Source organism: Actinocorallia herbida (genome assembly GCF_003751225.1).
Lineage (GTDB): Bacteria > Actinomycetota > Actinomycetes > Streptosporangiales > Streptosporangiaceae > Actinocorallia > Actinocorallia herbida.
In genome coordinates, this window is record NZ_RJKE01000001.1 from 3,366,845 (window position 1) to 3,383,515 (window position 16,671).

A 16,671-nucleotide genomic window follows, 5' to 3' on the forward strand; every position below is an offset into this window, starting at 1 on the left:
CATGACAGTGACCGATACCGGAGCGGTCGGGCTGGGCAGGGACCAGCTCACGACGCTCTACGAGACGATGTGCACGGCGGCGGCGCTCGACACGCGGCTGCTCAACGGCATCAAGCGCGGTGAGTTCGCCACCGTGACCTGGCCCTCGCGCGGCCAGGAGGCGATCCCCGCCGCGCTGGGCCTCGCCCTGCGCCCCGACGACCGCCTCGTCACCACCTACCGCGGCCTGCACGACCACGTCGCCAAGGGCGTGCCGCTGACCGAGATCATCGGCGAGGTGCTGGGCACGTCCGTCGGCGCCTCCAAGGGCAAGGGCGGCACGATGCACATCTCCGACCCCGCCCACGGCGTCATGATGACGACCGGGATCGTCGGCTCCGGCGTGCCGGTGGCCGTCGGGCTGGCGCTCGCCGCGCAGAAGCAGGGCGGCGACCGGGTCACCGTGGTGACCTTCGGCGACGGCGCCACCAACACCGGATCGTTCCACGAGGGGGTGAACCTCGCCGCCACCTGGAAGCTCCCCGTGGTCTTCCTCTGCCAGAACAACCTCTACGCGGAGATGACCCCGGTCGAGGAGACGATGGCGATCCAGCACGTCGCCGACCGGGCGATCGGCGTCGGCATGGTCGGCGTGACGGTGGACGGCAACGACCCCGTGGCGACCTACCGGGTCATCAAGGAGGCGGTCGACCGTGCGCGCGCGGGCGGCGGGCCGACCCTGGTCGAGGCGGTCACCTTCAGGTTCGAGGGCCACTACGCGGGCGACTCGGCCAAGTACATCCCGGCCGAGCAGCTGGCGGAGATGCGCGAGTACGACCCGATGGTCACCTTCCCTGTCACGCTGCTCGACTCCGGCTTCACCCGGGCAGAACTCGACGCGATCAAGGCGGCGGCCGAGCAGGCCGTCGAGGAGGCCGTGCGGACGGTCCTCGCCGCGCCCGCGCCCGACCTCGCCGAGATCCAGCTCGACGTCTACGCCGACGGATTGGTGGTCACCCATGACTGAGCAGAAACTGAGCATCCGCGAGGCCATCAACCAGGCTCTCGACGAGGCCCTGCGCACCGACCCGCGGGTGTTCCTCCTCGGCGAGGACCTCGCCGACCCCGCCGCCGGCGTCAACGCGGTCACCCGCGGCCTCGCCACCGCCTACGGCACGGACCGCGTCATGAACACGCCGATCTCCGAGGCCGCGATCCTCGGCGCGGCGGTCGGCGCGAGCATGGAGGGCTACCTCCCGGTCGCCGAGATCATGATCATGGACTTCATCGGCATCGCGATGGACCAGATCGTGAACCACGCGGCGAAGCTGCGGTACATGTCCGGCGGCCGGACCACCTGCCCGATCACCGTGCGGACCTCGGTCTTCGCCGGGACGGGCTCGGGCGGCACACACTCCCAGTCCCTGGAGGCGTGGTTCATGCACGTGCCGGGGATCAAGGTCGTCTACCCGAGCACCCCGGCCGACGCCAAGGGCCTGCTCCTGTCGTCGATCTTCGACCCGGACCCCGTCCTGTTCATGGAGGCCTCGCGCCTGTACGCGCTCAAGGGCCCGGTCCCGGAGGGCGACGGGATCCGGATCCCGATCGGCAAGGCCGACGTGAAGCGGGCCGGCCGGGACGTCACGATCATCAGCTACGGACTGGCGATGAGCCAGTCCCTGGAAGCCGCGAAGATCCTCGCCGCGGACGGCATCGAGGCCGAGGTCGTGGACCTCCGGACCCTGCTGCCGCTCGACATGGAGACCGTGCTGGCCTCCGTCGCGAAGACCCGCCGAGCCGTCGTCGCGCACTCCGCGACCACGGTGGCGGGGCCGGGCGCCGAGGTGGCCGCCCAGATCTCCGCGAAGCTCTTCCACGAACTCGCCGAGCCCGTCCAGCGGGTCGGCGCCAAGTTCACCCCCATCCCCTCCCGCGCGTCCGAGGCCGCCGTGACGCTCAGCACCGGGGACATCGTCGCCGCGGCCCGCAAGACCATGGGAGCGGTACGTGTCTGAACGAGTGTCGGTGGCCATTCCGAAGGTCGCGATGAGCGTCGAGGAAGCCGTGTTCGTCGAGTGGCTGGTGCCCGACGGAGCGACCGTGCAGGAGGGCGACAACATCTACTCGGTCGCGACGGACAAGACGGACGTCGACGTCGAGGCCGCCGCCTCCGGCGTGCTCCGGCACGGTACGGCCGAGCCGGAGGAGACCTACCCGGTGGGAACCGAGATCGGCTACATCGAGACATGAGCACGCACTGGGATCACTCGTACGACGTCGTCTCCGTCGGCAGCGGCGGCGGCGGCCTGGTGGCGGCGCTCGCCGCGCGCGACGCCGGGGGCACCGCACTCGTCCTGGAGAAACGCGATCTCCTCGGCGGGTCCACCGCGATGTCCGGCGGTGTCGTCTGGATTCCGAACAACCCCCTCATGCAGGACGAGGGGGTGCCGGACTCCGACGAAGCGGGCATGCAGTACTTCGAGGCGACCGTCGGCGACGTCGGCCCCGCCTCGACCGTCGAGCGGCGCAGGGCCTTCATCACCGAGGGCGCGGCCATGACCCGGTTCCTGACGGGGCTCGGTGTGCGGCTCGTGCGCTGCCCCGGCTACAGCGACTACTACTCCGACCAGCCCGGCGGCAGCGCCGAGGGCCGGTCGATGGAGCCGCCGCCCTATGACGGCAAGCAGCTCGGCCCGTGGCTGGCCAAGGTGCAGCCGGGCATGGCCGCCGGGATCGGGCTCGTCGTGAAGACGAACGAGCTGCGCGACGTGCAGTACTTCAACCGGTCACTGCGCTCGTTCCTCATCGCGGCGCGGGTGCAGGCCCGCACCACGATCGCGAAGGTCACCGGGCGCAGGCTCCTCACCAACGGCACCGCCCTGGTCGCCCAGATGGTCAAGGCCGCCGCGGACCGCGACGTCGAGCTGTGGACGGGTGCGGCGTTCACCGAGTTCGTCGTGGAGGACGGCCGGGTCACCGGGGTCGAGGTCGTCAAGGACGGCGCGCGGCTGCTGATCGAGGCCCGGCGCGGCGTCGTGGTGGCCGCGGGCGGGTTCGCGCACAACAAGGCGCTGCGCGAGCGGTACAGCGGCGACCAGAAGGTCACGGGGGAGTGGTCGTTCGCCAACCCGGGCGACACCGGCGACGCCATCGAGGCGGCGCTGAGGCTGGGCGCCGCGACCGACCTGCTGGACGAGGCCTGGTGGCTGCCCGGACCGTCGCCGCTCCTCGGCGTGAACACGCTGAACGCGGCGCGGAACCGCCCCGGAGCCATCATCGTGGACGCGTCGGGGAGCCGGTTCGTCAACGAGAGCAACTCCTACGTCGAGGTCGGCAAGGCGATGTTCGCGCGCGACAAGACCGCGCGGGCGGTCCCGGCGTGGGTGGTCTTCGACGAGGGCTACCGGAGGCGGTACGCGCACCGGCGCTCCCTGAACGTCGGGAAGATCCCCGCCGAGTGGCTGGCGAAGGGCCTGGTCAAGAAGGCGGACACGCTGGAGGACCTGGCCGGGATCTGCGGCATCGACGCGGCGGGGCTGACGGCGCAGGTCAAGCGCTGGAACTCCTACGCGGAGAAGGGCGAGGACCCGGACTACGGGCGGGGCAGGTCGGCCTACAACGACTGCCTCGGCGACCCCGGATACCGGATCAACCCGTCCGTCGGGCCGCTCACCGAGGGGCCGTACTACGCGTTCGAGCTGTTCCCCGCGGACGTCGGCACCTGCGGCGGCCTGGTCGGCGACGAGCACGGGCGGGTCCTGCGCGAGGACGGCGCGCCCATCCCGGGCCTGTACGCGACCGGCAACGGCACCGCGACGGTGACCGGGCGGCACTATCTGGGCGCGGGCGCGAGCATCGCGTACTCGATGGTGTACGGGTACATCTCGGCCCGGCACGCGATGGCCTCGGGCTCCTAGCGGAACCGCACGCGCAGAGCCGGGGGAGGACTTCCTCCCCCGGCTTTCCGCTGTCGTCAGGCCGTGAGGTCGGCGGTGAAGTCGGCCTCTTCGAGGCGTTCCTTGACCCAGGTGAGGAAGCGGGCCGCGTCGGCGCCGTCGATGATCCGGTGGTCGTAGGTGAGCGCGAGGTAGACCATCGAGCGCAGCGCGATGGACTCGGCGCCGTCGGCGTCCCGGACGCCGGCGGGGCGGCGCACGACCGCGCCGGTGCCGAGGATCGCCGACTGCGGCTGGTTGATGATGGGGGTGTCGAACAGGGCGCCCCGGCTGCCGGTGTTGGTGATGGTGAAGGTGCCGCCGGACAGCTCGTCGGCGGAGATCGTGCCTGCGCGGGTGCGGGCGGCGACGTCGTCGATGCCGCGGGCCAGTTCCGCGATGGACCGCGCACCCGCGTCCCGGAGGACGGGCACGAAGAGGCCCTTGTCGGTGTCCACGGCGATGCCCAGGTGCTCCCCGTCGGGGTAGGTCACCTTGCCCGCCTCGATGTCGAGCGCCGCGTTGATCACCGGATGGACGCGCAGGCCCTCCACGACGGCCTTGGCGAAGAAGGGGAGGAAGGACAGCTTCACGCCCTCCCTGGCGAGGAACGCGTCCTTGTGGGCGGCACGGAGTTCGGCGATGCCCGTGACATCGACCTCGACCACGGTGGTGAGCTGGGCCGACGTCTGAAGAGACGCCATCATCCGGGTCGCGATGATCTTGCGCAACCGGGACAGCCGGGTCGTCGTCCCGCGCAGCGGGGAGGGGGTGAAGGGGGCGGTCGTGGTCATGGCTTCCTGTCTTTCTCGTCGGGGGGTCAGGCGTGGCCGTGCAACGGCTTGCCCGCGAGGGCGAGCGCCGCCTCGCCGAGCGCCTCGTTCTGGGTGGGATGGGCGTGGAGGAGCCCGCTCAGGTACTCCGGGGTCAGTCCCGCCTTGACGATCAGCGCGGCCTCGCCGGACTGCTCGCCGAGCCGGGCGCCGATCATGTGCACGCCGACGATCGCGCCGCCGGGCCGCCGGACGAGCTTCACCATTCCGGCGGCGCGCAGGATCTGGCTGCGCCCGTTCCCGCCGAGGTCGTACTCGGCGGTCTCCGCCGCGCCGAACTCCTCGACGGCCTGCGGTTCGGTGAGCCCGACGCTGACGATCTCGGGATCGCCGTAGGTGACGCGGGGGACGCCCAGGTCGTCGACGGGCTCGGGATCGAGTCCCGCGATCCGCTCGGCCACGAAGATGCCGTGCGCGAAGCCGCGGTGGGCGAGCTGGGGTCCGCGGACGAGGTCGCCGACCGCGTAGACGCCCGGGACGCCCGTGGCGAGCGACCGGTCGGTCCTCACCCAGCCCTGGTCGGTGTCGATTCCCGCTTCCGCGAGCCCGAGTCCGTCGGTGAAGGGGGCGCGTCCGACGGCCACGAGGACGTGGTCGGCCTCCAGCTTCTCGCCGTTGCCCAGGACCACGGCCGCCCCGTCCTCGCGCTGCTCGACCGCGGTGACCGAGACCCCGGTCCGGACCGCGATCCTGCGCCGCCGGAACGCCCGGCCGAGCTGCTGCGAGATCGCCGGATCCTCCGCGGGCACCAGCCTCGCGGCCGCCTCGACCACCGTCACCTCGGCCCCGAACGAGCGCCACAGGCTCGCGAACTCCACCCCGATGACGCTTCCGCCGATGATGACGACGCGGCCGGGCACCTCGTCCAGCTCCAGGGCCTCCGCGCTCGTCAGGACCCGCCCCCCGATCTCCACCCCGGGCAGGGTCCGCGCGACCGACCCCGTCGCCAGCACGAGGTTCGCCCCCGTGTACCGGACCCCGCCGACCTCGACCGTCCGCCCGTCGACGAGCCGCCCTTCCCCCGCGACCCGCGTGATCCGCCGGGCGCCCCCGACCAGCCCTTGCAGCCCCTTGTGCAGCCGACCCACGGTCGCCTCTCTGAAACCCCGCACCGCCGCCATGTCGATCCCGTCGACCGTCCCCCTGACACCGATCGCCGCGCCCTCCCGCGCCTGGTCGGCGACCTCCGCGACGTGCAGCAGCGCCTTGGTCGGAATGCACCCCTGGTGCAGGCACGTCCCTCCGAGTTCGCCCTTCTCGATGAGCGCGACCTCGAGCCCGAGCTGCGCCGCCCGCAGCGCCGTCGCGTACCCCCCGCTCCCGCCCCCGACCACCACGACATCGAACGGATCCGCCGTGAAACTGCCCATGGAAACTCTCCTACCTGACTGGACCGGGGACGGCTCATGCTCTCACGGAACAAAGATTAGGTCCACCGCGAAGAACGCCGCACGCCAGCCCCCATGCCGGAGCTCAGCTACGTGCCGGAACGCCCTTCACCGAGTGCCGCGCCGGTGCGCGGCGGAACAGGGCGCGCACCGGACGAGCCACGCGCCGCCTTCCCTGAGGAGCTCGCCGGCCTGCGCCGGGACGTCCGCCGAACATCGGGCGCACGGCCCCCCGAACCTGTTGGCCCGCACTCCCTGCGGGCGCGCAGGGAGTGCGGCGCCGCCGGCGGGCGCGGCGGCCTCCCGCGGTGCGGGGCGCGGCTGCTCCCGGCGCGTCGGGGAGGCCGCCGGAGCGGCGGTCGCGGATCGCTCCGAGCGGGCGCGGACCATGATCTGCTTGACCCGGGCGCAGGCCGCCCGGCTGGTGACGCGCATCATCAGGTCGGTCGGACCGCCGTTGGCGAGCAGGTTGAGGGAGCCGTGCCAGAGCACCTCCGCGTCGACGATCATCACCTTCTCGTGCATGTGGGGCCTGGCGTTCACCTCGCAGCCCGCCTCCCGCAGCCGCACGGAGAGCCTGCCGCCCTTCTCGTTCGGCTTGTGCGCCCTGGTGTGCACGACGACGCGGACCCCGGCGGCGATCCGCGGCCGGAGCCGCCCGATCCAGTAGGAGACGGCCTGGTCGTCAAGGAACGGGCAGTAGATGTCGAGGGAGACCGCCGCGCGCTCGATGTCCCATTCGACCGCTCGCCGCACCTCGTCCTTGGGGAAGAACGCGGGCCGCACGAGTTCGTCCGCGCTGAGGTCCCGCAGGTCCGACGCCATCCGGACGGGGACGAGGTCGCCGACCGGCAGCCGCTGGGCGTGGTCCAGGAGGTAGTCGAGCATCCGCCGGGTCTCGCTGCCCGGGGGGAGCGTCCGGCTGAGGAACTCGACGTCGGCGACCACGATGACGTGGTCCTGCGCCCGGCTGAGCGCGACGTTCAGCAGACGGCACGTGTGCGAGGACAGGCCCGACCCTTCGTAGAAGAACCCGGGCTTGTCCCCGGCCCCCGCCACGGTGTCGATGATGACCACGGGCCGCTGGCTGCCCTGGAACCGGTGGACGGTGTCGACCAGCCCGTCGAAGGCGGTGCCGAAGCGCTGGGAGATGCTCTTCTGGAGCGCGCCCACCTGGTCGCGGTAGGGCGCGATCACGGCCAGCCGCTCGGTCGGGACGCCCTCGTCGGCGCTGCGGAAGGCGGGCAGCACGGTGTCGGCCTGGAGCCCGCGGATCAGTTCGTGGATCACCGCCTCGTGCACGGGATTGCTGGTCCGCGAGCCCCACCGGGGATCGGGCGACAGCGACTCGCGCTGCTCGCTCGTGTCGACCAGGACGAGGGGGCTTTCGATGAGCGGCGACGCGGGGAGCCGGCTGGTGTCGTCGCGGCCTGTCGTCAGCGGCGCGTCGGGGTAGGCGACGGTGTTGACGAGGGCGCAGATCGCCGGACGCATCCGGTACTGCTCGACCAGGGACACGAGGCGGGCGTCGCGCCGGACGGTCCCGCCCTCGTCGACCAGCCCCGCCGCGTGGAAGACGTCCCGGTCCATCCACTCGCGCGAGTGGGCCTGCTCCTCGGCGCTCGCCTGACGGTCGCCGGAGCCCCTGGTGACGGCGGGGAGTTGCCGGAAGTCGCCGGAGACCACGACGCGCTTGCCCGCGAGGCCGGACAGGTACCAGGCCGAGGGGAGGTCGACCATGCCCGCCTCGTCGATGACGACGACGTCGACGGTGTCGAGGAGCCTGCGTGACTGGACGGCCCTGGCCACCGTCGTCCCCATCACCCTGCAGCGGCCGCGCACCACGTCGCCGATCTTGCTCAGCTCGCCGTCTATCCGCTTCTGCTCCTCGCTCAGGCGGGTGACGGCCTCTTCGAGCGCGGCGAGCGGGGGCTGCCCGGCCACCTGCCCGAGCGCCTCCTGGAGCTGCGGCTCCACGGCCGCGAGTTCCTCCCGTGCCGTCAGACCGGCCCGTCGGTTCCGCTCGACCCGGTGGGTGAGCTGAGCCTGGGCCGCCTCGCAGGAGGCGATCTCCTGGCGCAGTTCGTCGAGCCGGCGCTGCTTGCGCTGGGCGAAGAGACCGCCGGGGACCCCGATCTCGGCCGCTTCGGCCCGCGCCCGCCGGGACCGGGCCTGGAACCCGGTGAGGTGCCGCCCGGCCTCGACCTCCTCTTGGGCGAGACCGTCGGCGGTGGACCGGAGCCGCTGATAGCGCTCGGAGAGGTGGGCGGCGCGTGTGTGGAGGCCGACCGTGCGCTGCGCGTCGGCGAGCGTCGCGGCGACGGCCGACCGCTCCTGGTTCAGCCGCGCGGCGAGGCGCTCGGCTATCCGGTCGGGGATGACGGCGTCGCCGAAGCGGGCCTCCAGGGACGCGACGGCCACGGTGCCGGATCGCTGCACCAGGCCGTCACCGAAGCCGTCCTCCCCGGCCAGGCGCTCGCAGACGCGTTCGAGTGCCTGGTCGACCGCGACGTTCGTGGGCGCGACGAACAGCACCCTGTGCCCCTGCCGGTGGCACCCCTCGACGATGAGGCTGACGACTTCGGTCTTCCCGGTGCCCGGAGGGCCCCACACGAACGTCGACTGGCTGCCCAGCGCCTGCTCGATCGCCTGCCGCTGATGGGCGTTCAACCGGAGCCCGCGATAGCCGCGCACTAGGCGCTCGGTGTCGCTCGCCCTCCCCACCGAGGGATGGCCACGGCCTACCATCCAGCTCGCGGTCGCGACATCGACCACCTTGTCGCCGGCGCCGATCCGCTTGAGCTTCCCCTCCAGAAGGAGGAGCCCTGACGTCTCGTCCTCTTTGACCCGTACTTCCGCGACCTGCTGCCCGAAGGCCGCCTCGGTCGTCAGCTTGACCTTCCGCCCGGGCGTCCAGACCGCCTCACCGGCCACCCATTTCTGTGCGCCCGGACCTCTGACCAGCACCTCCGCCCTCGGGAAGGGGCTCCGCTCCATCGTGGTCCCGAACAGGTAGTCGTGCTTCGCCCCACCGCCCCCGACCCGCCGCCCTTCGCGCAGGACGACCCCTTCGTTCTTCGCCTCCGCCCGCAGTACCGCCTCGACCTCCGCCCGCACGGCCCGGGCCAGCTCGCCCACCGGAAACGGACCCCCACCGGCCATCAGCCCTCCCTGGCAATCCATCTCCCTCTGAGAATCTACACACCGAATAGGGCGTCGGCGATCAAGATTTCCCGCCCGGACCCACTACTTCTCGCATGAACCAGGGCAAGGGTCCGCGAGCGGTCTATTCTTCGCAGCGTCGAGAGCTTGATCGCCGGGAAACTTCCAGAAAGGTGCCTTCGTGCGCAAAACCGTCGCAGTGCTGATCGCGTCCTGTCTCTTCTTCGCCCTGCCCGCGCCGGCCGCCTCCGCCGCCGCCGCGCCCAAGCTCACCTCGTACGGCTACGGCAAGCTCAAAATCGGTCAGACCAAGGCTAAAGCGCTCAAAACCGGCCTTATCAAGCTGACCGGCAACGCGGGCTCCGGCTGCACCACGTTCGTCTTCAAGAAGAAGCCGAAGGCCGCCAGCGGTTACCTCTCCAACAAGTACGGCGTCATCGCCATCTTCGCCGCCAAGTCCATGAAGACCCCCAAGGGCATCGGACTGGGCTCCACCAAGTCCGCCGTCAAGAAGGCCTACCCCAAGCTCACGCAGGGCCCCAACGTCTACTCCGCCCCCGCCCCCGGCAACAAGACCGCCGAGTACCTCTTCCTCTTCGGCCCCGACAACAAGGTCTACGAGATGGGCCTGGTCCACAAGAAGCAGCACTGCTTCAACTGACCCGGGACGACCGACGCCCCTCCCCGCCGCACGGACGTCGGCGGTGAGGGGCGCCGCGGACACGGTGCCGTGATCCGCGTGGGCGATCGCGCCGTGTGCCGTCGTCCCCGCCGGTGCACGCCGGCGGGGACGACGGCGCGGTCAGCGGGGGAGGGGCGCTTCGGCGTCGCGGAAGGCGGCGAGGGAGCGGGCGGTGGCGGTGCGGAGGCTGCTGAGGTCGGCGTCGAGGGTGCCGAAGTCGGCTTCGGGGTCGAAGCCGTAGCCGAGGGGGGCGCCGATGCGGACGCCCGCGGCATGGGCGACCGAGGCGACGTGGCGCCAGATCTCGATGAGCCGGTCGGCGTCGGCGAGCATGTCGATGCCGAGGTCCTGCGAGAGGTCGGCGAGGCCGAAGAAGATGTGGTCGACGCCTTCGACGGCGGCGATCTCGGCGATGTTCTCGACGCCCTGCCAGGTCTCGATGAGCGGCATCAGGATGACGTTGTCGTTCGTCTCCTTGCTGAAGGTCGCCCAGTCCTCGCCGCTGAAGCCGGTGCCCGCGACGACGGGGCACATGCCGCGGCCGCCCGCCTGGTAGCGGCTCGCGGCGACGGCGCGCCGGGCCTGGTCGGCGGTGCCGACCTTCGGGACCAGGACGCCCTGGGCGCCCGAGTCGAGCGCCTGCTGGATGAGCGCCGGGTTGTTCTCCAGGACCCGGACGATCGGCACGATCCCCCCGGCTTCGGCGGACCGCAGGTGCCCGATGAGGGACGCGAGGTCGATGATGCCGTGTTCGCGGTCGATCACGACGAAGTCGCAGCCCGCCGCGCCGTAGATCAGCGTGGTGTTCGGGTCGCTCGACATGACGAACCCGCCCACGGGCCGACGGCCTTCGGCGGTGACGGCGTCGAAGGTCGAGCGCGCGCGGTTCTTGGACATCTCACTTCTGCTTTCTGGAGGGGGGAGCGGTCAGGAGGCGGGCTTGAGCGCGACCTTCACGGGGCGTTCGGCCCGCTGGTAGGAGGCCAAGGCGATCGCCTCGGCGGCCTCTTCGAGGGGGAAGGTGTGCGTGATCCAGGAGCCGATGTCGGTCCCGTCCGCCAGCAGCCCGGCCGCGACGGTGAACGCCCGCTCGACCGTGTGCGGGTGCGACAGCGGGTTGACGATCGTGATCTCCTTCTGCATCAGGGCCATCCAGTCGACCGGCTGCGCGGCGGGCGACGGCACCGAGACGTTGACCATGACGCCGAGCGGCCGCAGCAGCCGCACCGCGAGCTCCTTCGCCGAGCCCGCGCCCGCGGTCTCGATGACCCCGTCGACGGGTCCGGAGGAGGCGGCCACCCGTGCGACGGTCGTCGCGAGGTCCTCGCCCGGCTCGATCGCGAGCGTCGCGTCGGCGCCGAAGGAGGCCGCCATCTCCAGCCGCTCGGCGTCGGAGGCCAGCCCGATGACGGTGACCTTCGCGCCGAGGCACCGCGCGGCCAGCGCGCAGGCCAGGCCCTGGGTGCCGGGGCCGATCACCGCGACGTGCGCGCCCGGCGCGGCCCCGGCCAGGCCGGCCCAGCGCAGCCCGTTGGCCAGCGGCGAGCAGGCGATGAGCGCGGTGGTGTCCGGCAGCGCGTCCGGGACCTTGTAGACCAGGGCGGACTCGGGCACGAAGGTGTGGGTGGCGTACCCGCCCCACAGGTGCGGCGGCTCTCCGCTCGGCATGGTGCCGTAACCGAGGAAGACGTTGCCGCGGGTCTCGCACAGGTAGTACTGCCCGGCGGCGCAGGTCCGGCAGCCGTCGCACGGCCAGCGGGACTCCACGACGACCCGGTCGCCGACCTTGAGGCCGCGCTTCTCACTCGCCGCGTCGCCGATCGCCGAGACCCGGCCGAGGATCTCGTCGCCGAAGATGACGGGCGCGACCTCGTTCAGCCAGGGGAACTCGCCTCGGTACATGTGCAGTTCCGAGCCGTCGACGCCGCACAGGAGGACCTCGATGAGCAGGTCTCCGGATCCGAGGGCGGGCAGCGGCAGGGTCTCCAGGGAGAAGGTCTCCGGGCCCTTGTAGACGACGGCGTGTGCTGTTGCGGACATGGCTGTCCTTTCGTTCGGGGTGGTGGGGTCAGACGGGGGCGACGGCGAACACGCCGGTGAGGAGCGCCGGGTCGAGGGGAGCCCCGACGCCGTAGACGTCGCCGAAGGCGCGGACCCCGTCATAGGTCAGCGTCGGCGCCAGCCGGCGGCCGCCCGCGGCGCGCACGGGCGGGTCGAAGACGGCGATCTCGGCGCGCACGCCGGTGGCCTCTCGATAGGCCGGATGCATGATCGTCAGGCAGCCGCCGGTCTCGCCGAGGACGACCCAGGGATCGCGGACGCGGACCAGGAGGACGCCGGAGTAGGCGCGGAACACGACGCTCCCCGCGAAGCGGAGGGTGCCGAGACCCGTCGCCGGATCGAAGTCCGCGGCGTCGGCGAGGGGGAAGGCGAACTCGCCCGACGCGGTGCGCCGCGCCCCGTTGCCGAAGGTCTCCGAGCCGTCGTCGACCTCGGCGACGTACTCCCGGAAGCTCCGCTTGACACCCCAGGTCAGGGTGTATCCGTCAGTGCTCATGGACGGTCTCCCGGCGGGCGAGCTCCTTGAGCGGGACGGAAGGGTCGGCGAGGTCCGCCGCGTCGGCCCGGACGCCGATGAGGGCCTTGGCCTGGGCGTAGTCGCGGACGTTGTCGATCGTGTCGACCGCCGCCACCTCCCCGTCGCGCAGGTAGACCACGCTGAACCGGCCGGACGCGGGCTCGCCCCGGACGACCGCGGTGTCATAGGCCACGGGCACGCCCATGGTCTTGAACCTGACGTCGTACTGGTTCGACCAGAACCACGGCACGGGCGGCGTCGGTGGCTGCGGGACGCCGAGGATCGCCCGGGCGACGGCCCGGCCCTGCTCGACGGCGTTCTGCACCGATTCCAGGCGCATCCGGCGGCCGCCCGTGTAGGCGTTGGACGTCGCGGCGCAGTCGCCCGCCGCGTATACGCCGGGCAGGCTCGTACGGCCCTCCCCGTCCACGTCCACACCGTCGGCTCCGGCGGCTCCCGCCGCGCGCAGCGGACCCACGGCGGGCACCAGGCCGATCCCGACGACCACGAGATCGGCGGGCAGCACCCGGCCGTCGCCGAGCACGACCCCGGAGACGCGCCCGCCGGCTCCCGCGATCTCGCGCACCCCGGTCCCGGTGAGCACGGTGACCCCGTGCGCGCGGTGCACCGCCGTGCAGTGCGCCGACACCGGGCCGCACGTGACCCGGCCGAGCACCCGGTCGGCCGCCTCGACGACGGTCACGGTGAGGCCCGCCTTGACGAACGCCGCCGCGGCCTCGAGCCCGACGAACCCACCGCCGATGACGACCGCGTTCCGGGCTGTGTTCGCTGGGTCCGGAACGTGGGCGCTTTGGGAGCCCGGCTTCGCCGGGGCGCCCACGTTCCGGGTCGTGTTCGCTGGGCCCGGAATGCGGGCGCTTTGGGAGCCCGGCTTCGCCGGGGCGCCCGCGTTCCGGGTCGTGGGCAGCGCGGCCTTGAGCGCCTCGGCGTCGCGCAGCGTCCGCACGAAGTGGACGCCCGGCAGGTCCGCGCCCGGCACCGGGAGCGCCCGCGGGGAGCCGCCCGCCGCCCACACCAGGGCGCCGTAGCCGATCAGCTCGCCGTCGGCGGTGGTCACGGTCCGGGCCGCGGCGTCGACGCCGACGACCTCGCAGCCGAGCCGCAGGTCGAGGCCCCGCGCGTCCCAGAAGTCCGCGGGCCGCAGGAGAAGGTCGGCGAACTCCTCGGTTCCGGCGAGGAAGCCCTTGGACAGCGGCGGCCGCTGATAGGGCGGCACGTCCTCGGCGCCGAGCAGTCCGATGGGCCCGGGATGCCCCGCCGTGACGAGTTCGGCGGCGACCTGGGCCCCGGCCTGCCCCGCGCCGACGATGAGCACCTCGTAGTACCGGGGTGTTCCGGTCATTCGGGAACGACCTCGGCTTCGAGTCCGTCGAGTGCGGCGCTCATCCTGATCTGGCAGCCGAGGCGGCTCTCCGGCCGGACGCCGTCGACGGCGTCGAGCAGGTCCCGCTCGTCGGCGGACGGCTCGGGGCACTTCGCGGCCCAGCCGTCGGCGAGGGCGACATGGCAGGTCGCGCAGGACAGTTCGCCGCCGCACTCGCCGATGATCCCGGGGACACCGGTGCGGACCGCCGCCTGCATGAGCGACTCGCCCTCGCGGGCGTCGACCTCGTGGACGCGGTCTTCGGACGTGAAACGGATGATGGGCATGCTGCTGCTCCGGTCAGGCGCGCCCGAGAAGGCGGGCGGGGTCGTCGGTGGGGGTGAAGGCCACGGGCATCCGGGTGAAGCCGGTGACGCTGGTGTCGGCGATCCAGTCGGGCTCGCCGGCTTCGGTCCGGTGCAGGTCGGGGAAGGCCTTCAGCACCCGCGGGATCAGGGTGGCCAGCTCCAGCCGGGCGAGGCCGCGGCCCAGGCACAGGTGGATGCCGGTGCCGAGCGCCAGGTGGTCGTTGGGGGTGCGGGTGATGTCGAACCGGTGCGGGTCGGGAAAGACCGTCTCGTCCTTGTTGGCCGAGGCGAGCAGCCCGATCACCCAGTCGCCCGCGCGGATCCGCCGGCCGTGCAGGTCGAGGTCCTCGTTCGCGATGCGCAGCCGGTTCTTGGCCGGGGTCGTCCAGCGCAGCGCCTCCTCGATCATGGGGTTCACCAGATCGGGGTCGTTCATCAGCAGCTCGCGCTGGTCGGGGTTCGCCATGAACAGCCACAGGGCGACCGCCGCGGCGTTGCGGGTGGTCTCCAGGCCGCCGCCGATGAGGGTCACGAACCAGACGCGCATCTCATGGATGCTGAGCGGGTCGCCGTCCATCTCGAGGTTGCCGACGATCGTGGCGAAGTCGTCCTTGGGGTTCTTCCGCCGGTCCAGAGCCAGGTCGGTGCAGTAGTCGATGAGGCGCTTCTGGCCGTGCAGCGAGGTCTTGACCGGGTCGCCGTCGATCGTCCAGCGCGGGTCGGCGGCGGCCAGCCACTGCCAGGAAGCCTCGCGCAGCATCGGCCAGTCCTCCTTGGGGACGCCGAGCATCCTCAGGATGACGCGCACGGGCAGTTCGGCGCAGAGGTCCTCCACGAGGTCGACCTGGCCGCGCGGCGCGGCGTCGGCGATGATCTCGTCGACGATCGCGGTGACGTCGTGGCCCAGCTTCTTGATCGCGGGCACGCTGAAGTGCTTGTTGATCGGCCTGCGGTAGGCGGTGTGCAGCGGCGGGTCGATCGTGGCGACATTGATGTCCCAGCCCTGGGCGTGCTGCTCCTCCGGGGTGCGGCGCTTCGGGCTGCGCGGCACCCGGGTGTCCCAGCGGGAGCTGAACCTCCCGTGGTCCAGCAGGTAGTTCTTGACGTCCTCGTGCCTGCTCAGCACCCAGTAGTTCCGGCCGAAGCTCTCGTCCTCGGCCCAGTGCACCGGGTCCTCGTCGCGCAGCGCTTTGAACGCGTCGTGATAGGCGGGGGTGGTGTACCAGGCGGCGTTGAGGATGTTGTTGTCGAGAGCCTTCCAATCCCTGCTCACGGCGGGCTCCTTCATGACGTGCGGGGTGGTGCCGCGGGTCCCGATCCGGGCCGCGGCCATGACGTGGGCCACAGTCTGGACAGGCATCACCCAATACGTCCAATACATCTGTTAAGAGTTACTTATGTATCAAACTCATTAGATGGCCGAATGATCGCCAGGCTACTTGGGAAGACCCGTTAAATATGCATTACGCTCATGTTTCAAGTGTCAAATATCTATTGGACGCACTGTGACGCGCGCCTCTTGACTGAGGTCGCCGGACGGCACCCCGACCGCCGGCGAGACACGACGACGAGGAGAACTGATCATGGCCGGACGCATGGAGGGCAAGGTCGCTTTCATCACCGGGGCGGCCCGCGGGCAGGGCCGCAGCCACGCGGTGCGGTTCGCCGAGGAGGGCGCCGACATCATCGCGGTCGACCTCTGTGAGGACATCGCGTCGGTGCCGTACCCGCTGGCGACCGAGGAGGACCTGAAGGAGACCGTCCGCCTCGTCGAGGCCACGGGCCGCCGGATCCACGCGGTGAAGGCGGACGTCCGTGACATCGACGGCCTCAGGAAGGCCCTCGACGAGGGCGTCGCGGCCCTCGGCAGGCTCGACTTCGTCAGCGCCAACGCGGGCATCGTCAGCGGCTTCGTGAAGGCCGACGTGCTGGAGCAGCAGACCTGGCTCGACATGATCGACGTCAACCTGACCGGCGTCTGGAACACCTGCAAGATCGCCATCCCGCACCTCAAGGCCGCGGGCGCGGGCTCGATGGTGCTCACCAGCTCGGTGATGGGCCTGTCGGTCGCGGAGAACACCGTGCACTACGCGACGGCCAAGCACGGCGTCGTCGGCCTCATGAAGGCGCTCGCGCTGGAGCTCGCGCCGCATCGGATCCGGGTCAACAGCGTCCACCCGACGACGCTGGCCAGCGACATGACCTTCAACCAGCCGACCTACGACATCTTCCGCCCCGACCTGGAGCAGCCCACCAAGGAGGACTTCCTGGTCGCCGCCGCCACGCTCAACCCGATGCCCGGCGACCTCATCGAGGACATCGACATCACCAACGCGCTGCTGTTCCTGGCCTCCGACGAGGCCCGCTACATCACCGGCGTGGCCCTGCCCGTCGACGCCGGCAACCTGCTCTAAGGATCAAG

General features: G+C 71.6%; 15 protein-coding genes. 6 read left to right on the forward strand and 9 right to left on the reverse strand.

Annotated elements, in window-relative coordinates; translation table 11 throughout:
• Position 1 precedes the first annotated feature (1 nt).
• Genes EDD29_RS15750 through EDD29_RS15765 form a run of 4 tightly spaced genes read left to right on the forward strand, consistent with a single transcriptional unit; the run spans position 2 to position 3,896 of the window.
• A complete protein-coding gene (locus EDD29_RS15750; RefSeq protein WP_123665132.1) occupies positions 2-1,006 on the forward strand; it encodes a thiamine pyrophosphate-dependent dehydrogenase E1 component subunit alpha in 1,005 nt (334 codons plus the stop codon).
• Positions 999-1,994 (forward strand): alpha-ketoacid dehydrogenase subunit beta, encoded by a 996-nt coding sequence (locus tag EDD29_RS15755; protein WP_123665133.1) that lies wholly within the window; start codon positions 999-1,001, stop codon positions 1,992-1,994. Before EDD29_RS15750 ends, EDD29_RS15755 begins: the two co-directional genes overlap by 8 nt.
• Positions 1,987-2,229, forward strand: coding sequence for a biotin/lipoyl-containing protein (locus tag EDD29_RS15760; RefSeq protein ID WP_123665134.1), 243 nt, complete (start codon positions 1,987-1,989; stop codon positions 2,227-2,229). The genes EDD29_RS15755 and EDD29_RS15760 overlap by 8 nt, the downstream gene beginning before the upstream one ends.
• Positions 2,226-3,896 (forward strand): FAD-binding protein, encoded by a 1,671-nt coding sequence (locus EDD29_RS15765; RefSeq protein WP_123665135.1) that lies wholly within the window; start codon positions 2,226-2,228, stop codon positions 3,894-3,896. Before EDD29_RS15760 ends, EDD29_RS15765 begins: the two co-directional genes overlap by 4 nt.
• A gap of 56 nt (positions 3,897-3,952) precedes the next feature.
• Here the strand turns inward: EDD29_RS15765 and EDD29_RS15770 are convergent, their stop codons facing one another.
• The 3 genes from EDD29_RS15770 to EDD29_RS15780 all read right to left on the reverse strand — a co-directional run bounded on the left by EDD29_RS15770 (position 3,953) and on the right by EDD29_RS15780 (position 9,297).
• The gene (locus tag EDD29_RS15770) at positions 3,953-4,708 is read right to left on the reverse strand and encodes a 2-oxo acid dehydrogenase subunit E2 (protein ID WP_123665136.1); all 756 of its coding nucleotides are present in this window, start codon (positions 4,706-4,708) and stop codon (positions 3,953-3,955) included.
• A 26-nt stretch (positions 4,709-4,734) separates the two neighbouring features.
• Positions 4,735-6,117, reverse strand: a complete 1,383-nt coding sequence (gene lpdA, locus EDD29_RS15775) for a dihydrolipoyl dehydrogenase (RefSeq protein WP_123665137.1) — start codon at positions 6,115-6,117, stop codon at positions 4,735-4,737.
• Positions 6,118-6,243: 126 nt separating this feature from the next.
• A complete protein-coding gene (locus EDD29_RS15780; RefSeq protein ID WP_170201424.1) occupies positions 6,244-9,297 on the reverse strand; it encodes an AAA domain-containing protein in 3,054 nt (1,017 codons plus the stop codon).
• A gap of 181 nt (positions 9,298-9,478) precedes the next feature.
• On the opposite strand from EDD29_RS15780, the gene EDD29_RS15785 reads away from it, so the two are divergent.
• Entirely contained in the window at positions 9,479-9,958 is a 480-nt protein-coding gene (locus tag EDD29_RS15785) for a hypothetical protein (RefSeq protein WP_148085976.1), read from the forward strand.
• Between the two features lie 141 nt (positions 9,959-10,099).
• Here the strand turns inward: EDD29_RS15785 and EDD29_RS15790 are convergent, their stop codons facing one another.
• Genes EDD29_RS15790 through EDD29_RS47700 form a run of 6 tightly spaced genes read right to left on the reverse strand, consistent with a single transcriptional unit; the run spans position 10,100 to position 15,609 of the window.
• Positions 10,100-10,876 (reverse strand): HpcH/HpaI aldolase family protein, encoded by a 777-nt coding sequence (locus tag EDD29_RS15790; RefSeq protein ID WP_123665140.1) that lies wholly within the window; start codon positions 10,874-10,876, stop codon positions 10,100-10,102.
• 30 nt (positions 10,877-10,906) lie between these two features.
• A complete protein-coding gene (locus tag EDD29_RS15795; protein ID WP_170201425.1) occupies positions 10,907-12,019 on the reverse strand; it encodes a zinc-dependent alcohol dehydrogenase in 1,113 nt (370 codons plus the stop codon).
• Between the two features lie 28 nt (positions 12,020-12,047).
• A complete protein-coding gene (locus EDD29_RS15800; RefSeq protein ID WP_123665142.1) occupies positions 12,048-12,536 on the reverse strand; it encodes an HtaA domain-containing protein in 489 nt (162 codons plus the stop codon).
• Positions 12,526-13,920, reverse strand: coding sequence for an NAD(P)/FAD-dependent oxidoreductase (locus tag EDD29_RS15805; RefSeq protein WP_123665143.1), 1,395 nt, complete (start codon positions 13,918-13,920; stop codon positions 12,526-12,528). Before EDD29_RS15805 ends, EDD29_RS15800 begins: the two co-directional genes overlap by 11 nt.
• Positions 13,917-14,228, reverse strand: coding sequence for a 2Fe-2S iron-sulfur cluster-binding protein (locus EDD29_RS15810; RefSeq protein WP_123665144.1), 312 nt, complete (start codon positions 14,226-14,228; stop codon positions 13,917-13,919). The genes EDD29_RS15805 and EDD29_RS15810 overlap by 4 nt, the downstream gene beginning before the upstream one ends.
• Positions 14,229-14,241: 13 nt before the next feature.
• The gene (locus EDD29_RS47700; RefSeq protein WP_148085977.1) at positions 14,242-15,609 is read right to left on the reverse strand and encodes a cytochrome P450; all 1,368 of its coding nucleotides are present in this window, start codon (positions 15,607-15,609) and stop codon (positions 14,242-14,244) included.
• A gap of 223 nt (positions 15,610-15,832) precedes the next feature.
• Here EDD29_RS47700 and EDD29_RS15820 point away from each other — a divergent pair, with 223 nt between their 5' ends.
• The gene (locus tag EDD29_RS15820) at positions 15,833-16,663 is read left to right on the forward strand and encodes a mycofactocin-coupled SDR family oxidoreductase (RefSeq protein ID WP_123665146.1); all 831 of its coding nucleotides are present in this window, start codon (positions 15,833-15,835) and stop codon (positions 16,661-16,663) included.
• The last annotated feature ends 8 nt before the right edge of the window (positions 16,664-16,671 follow it).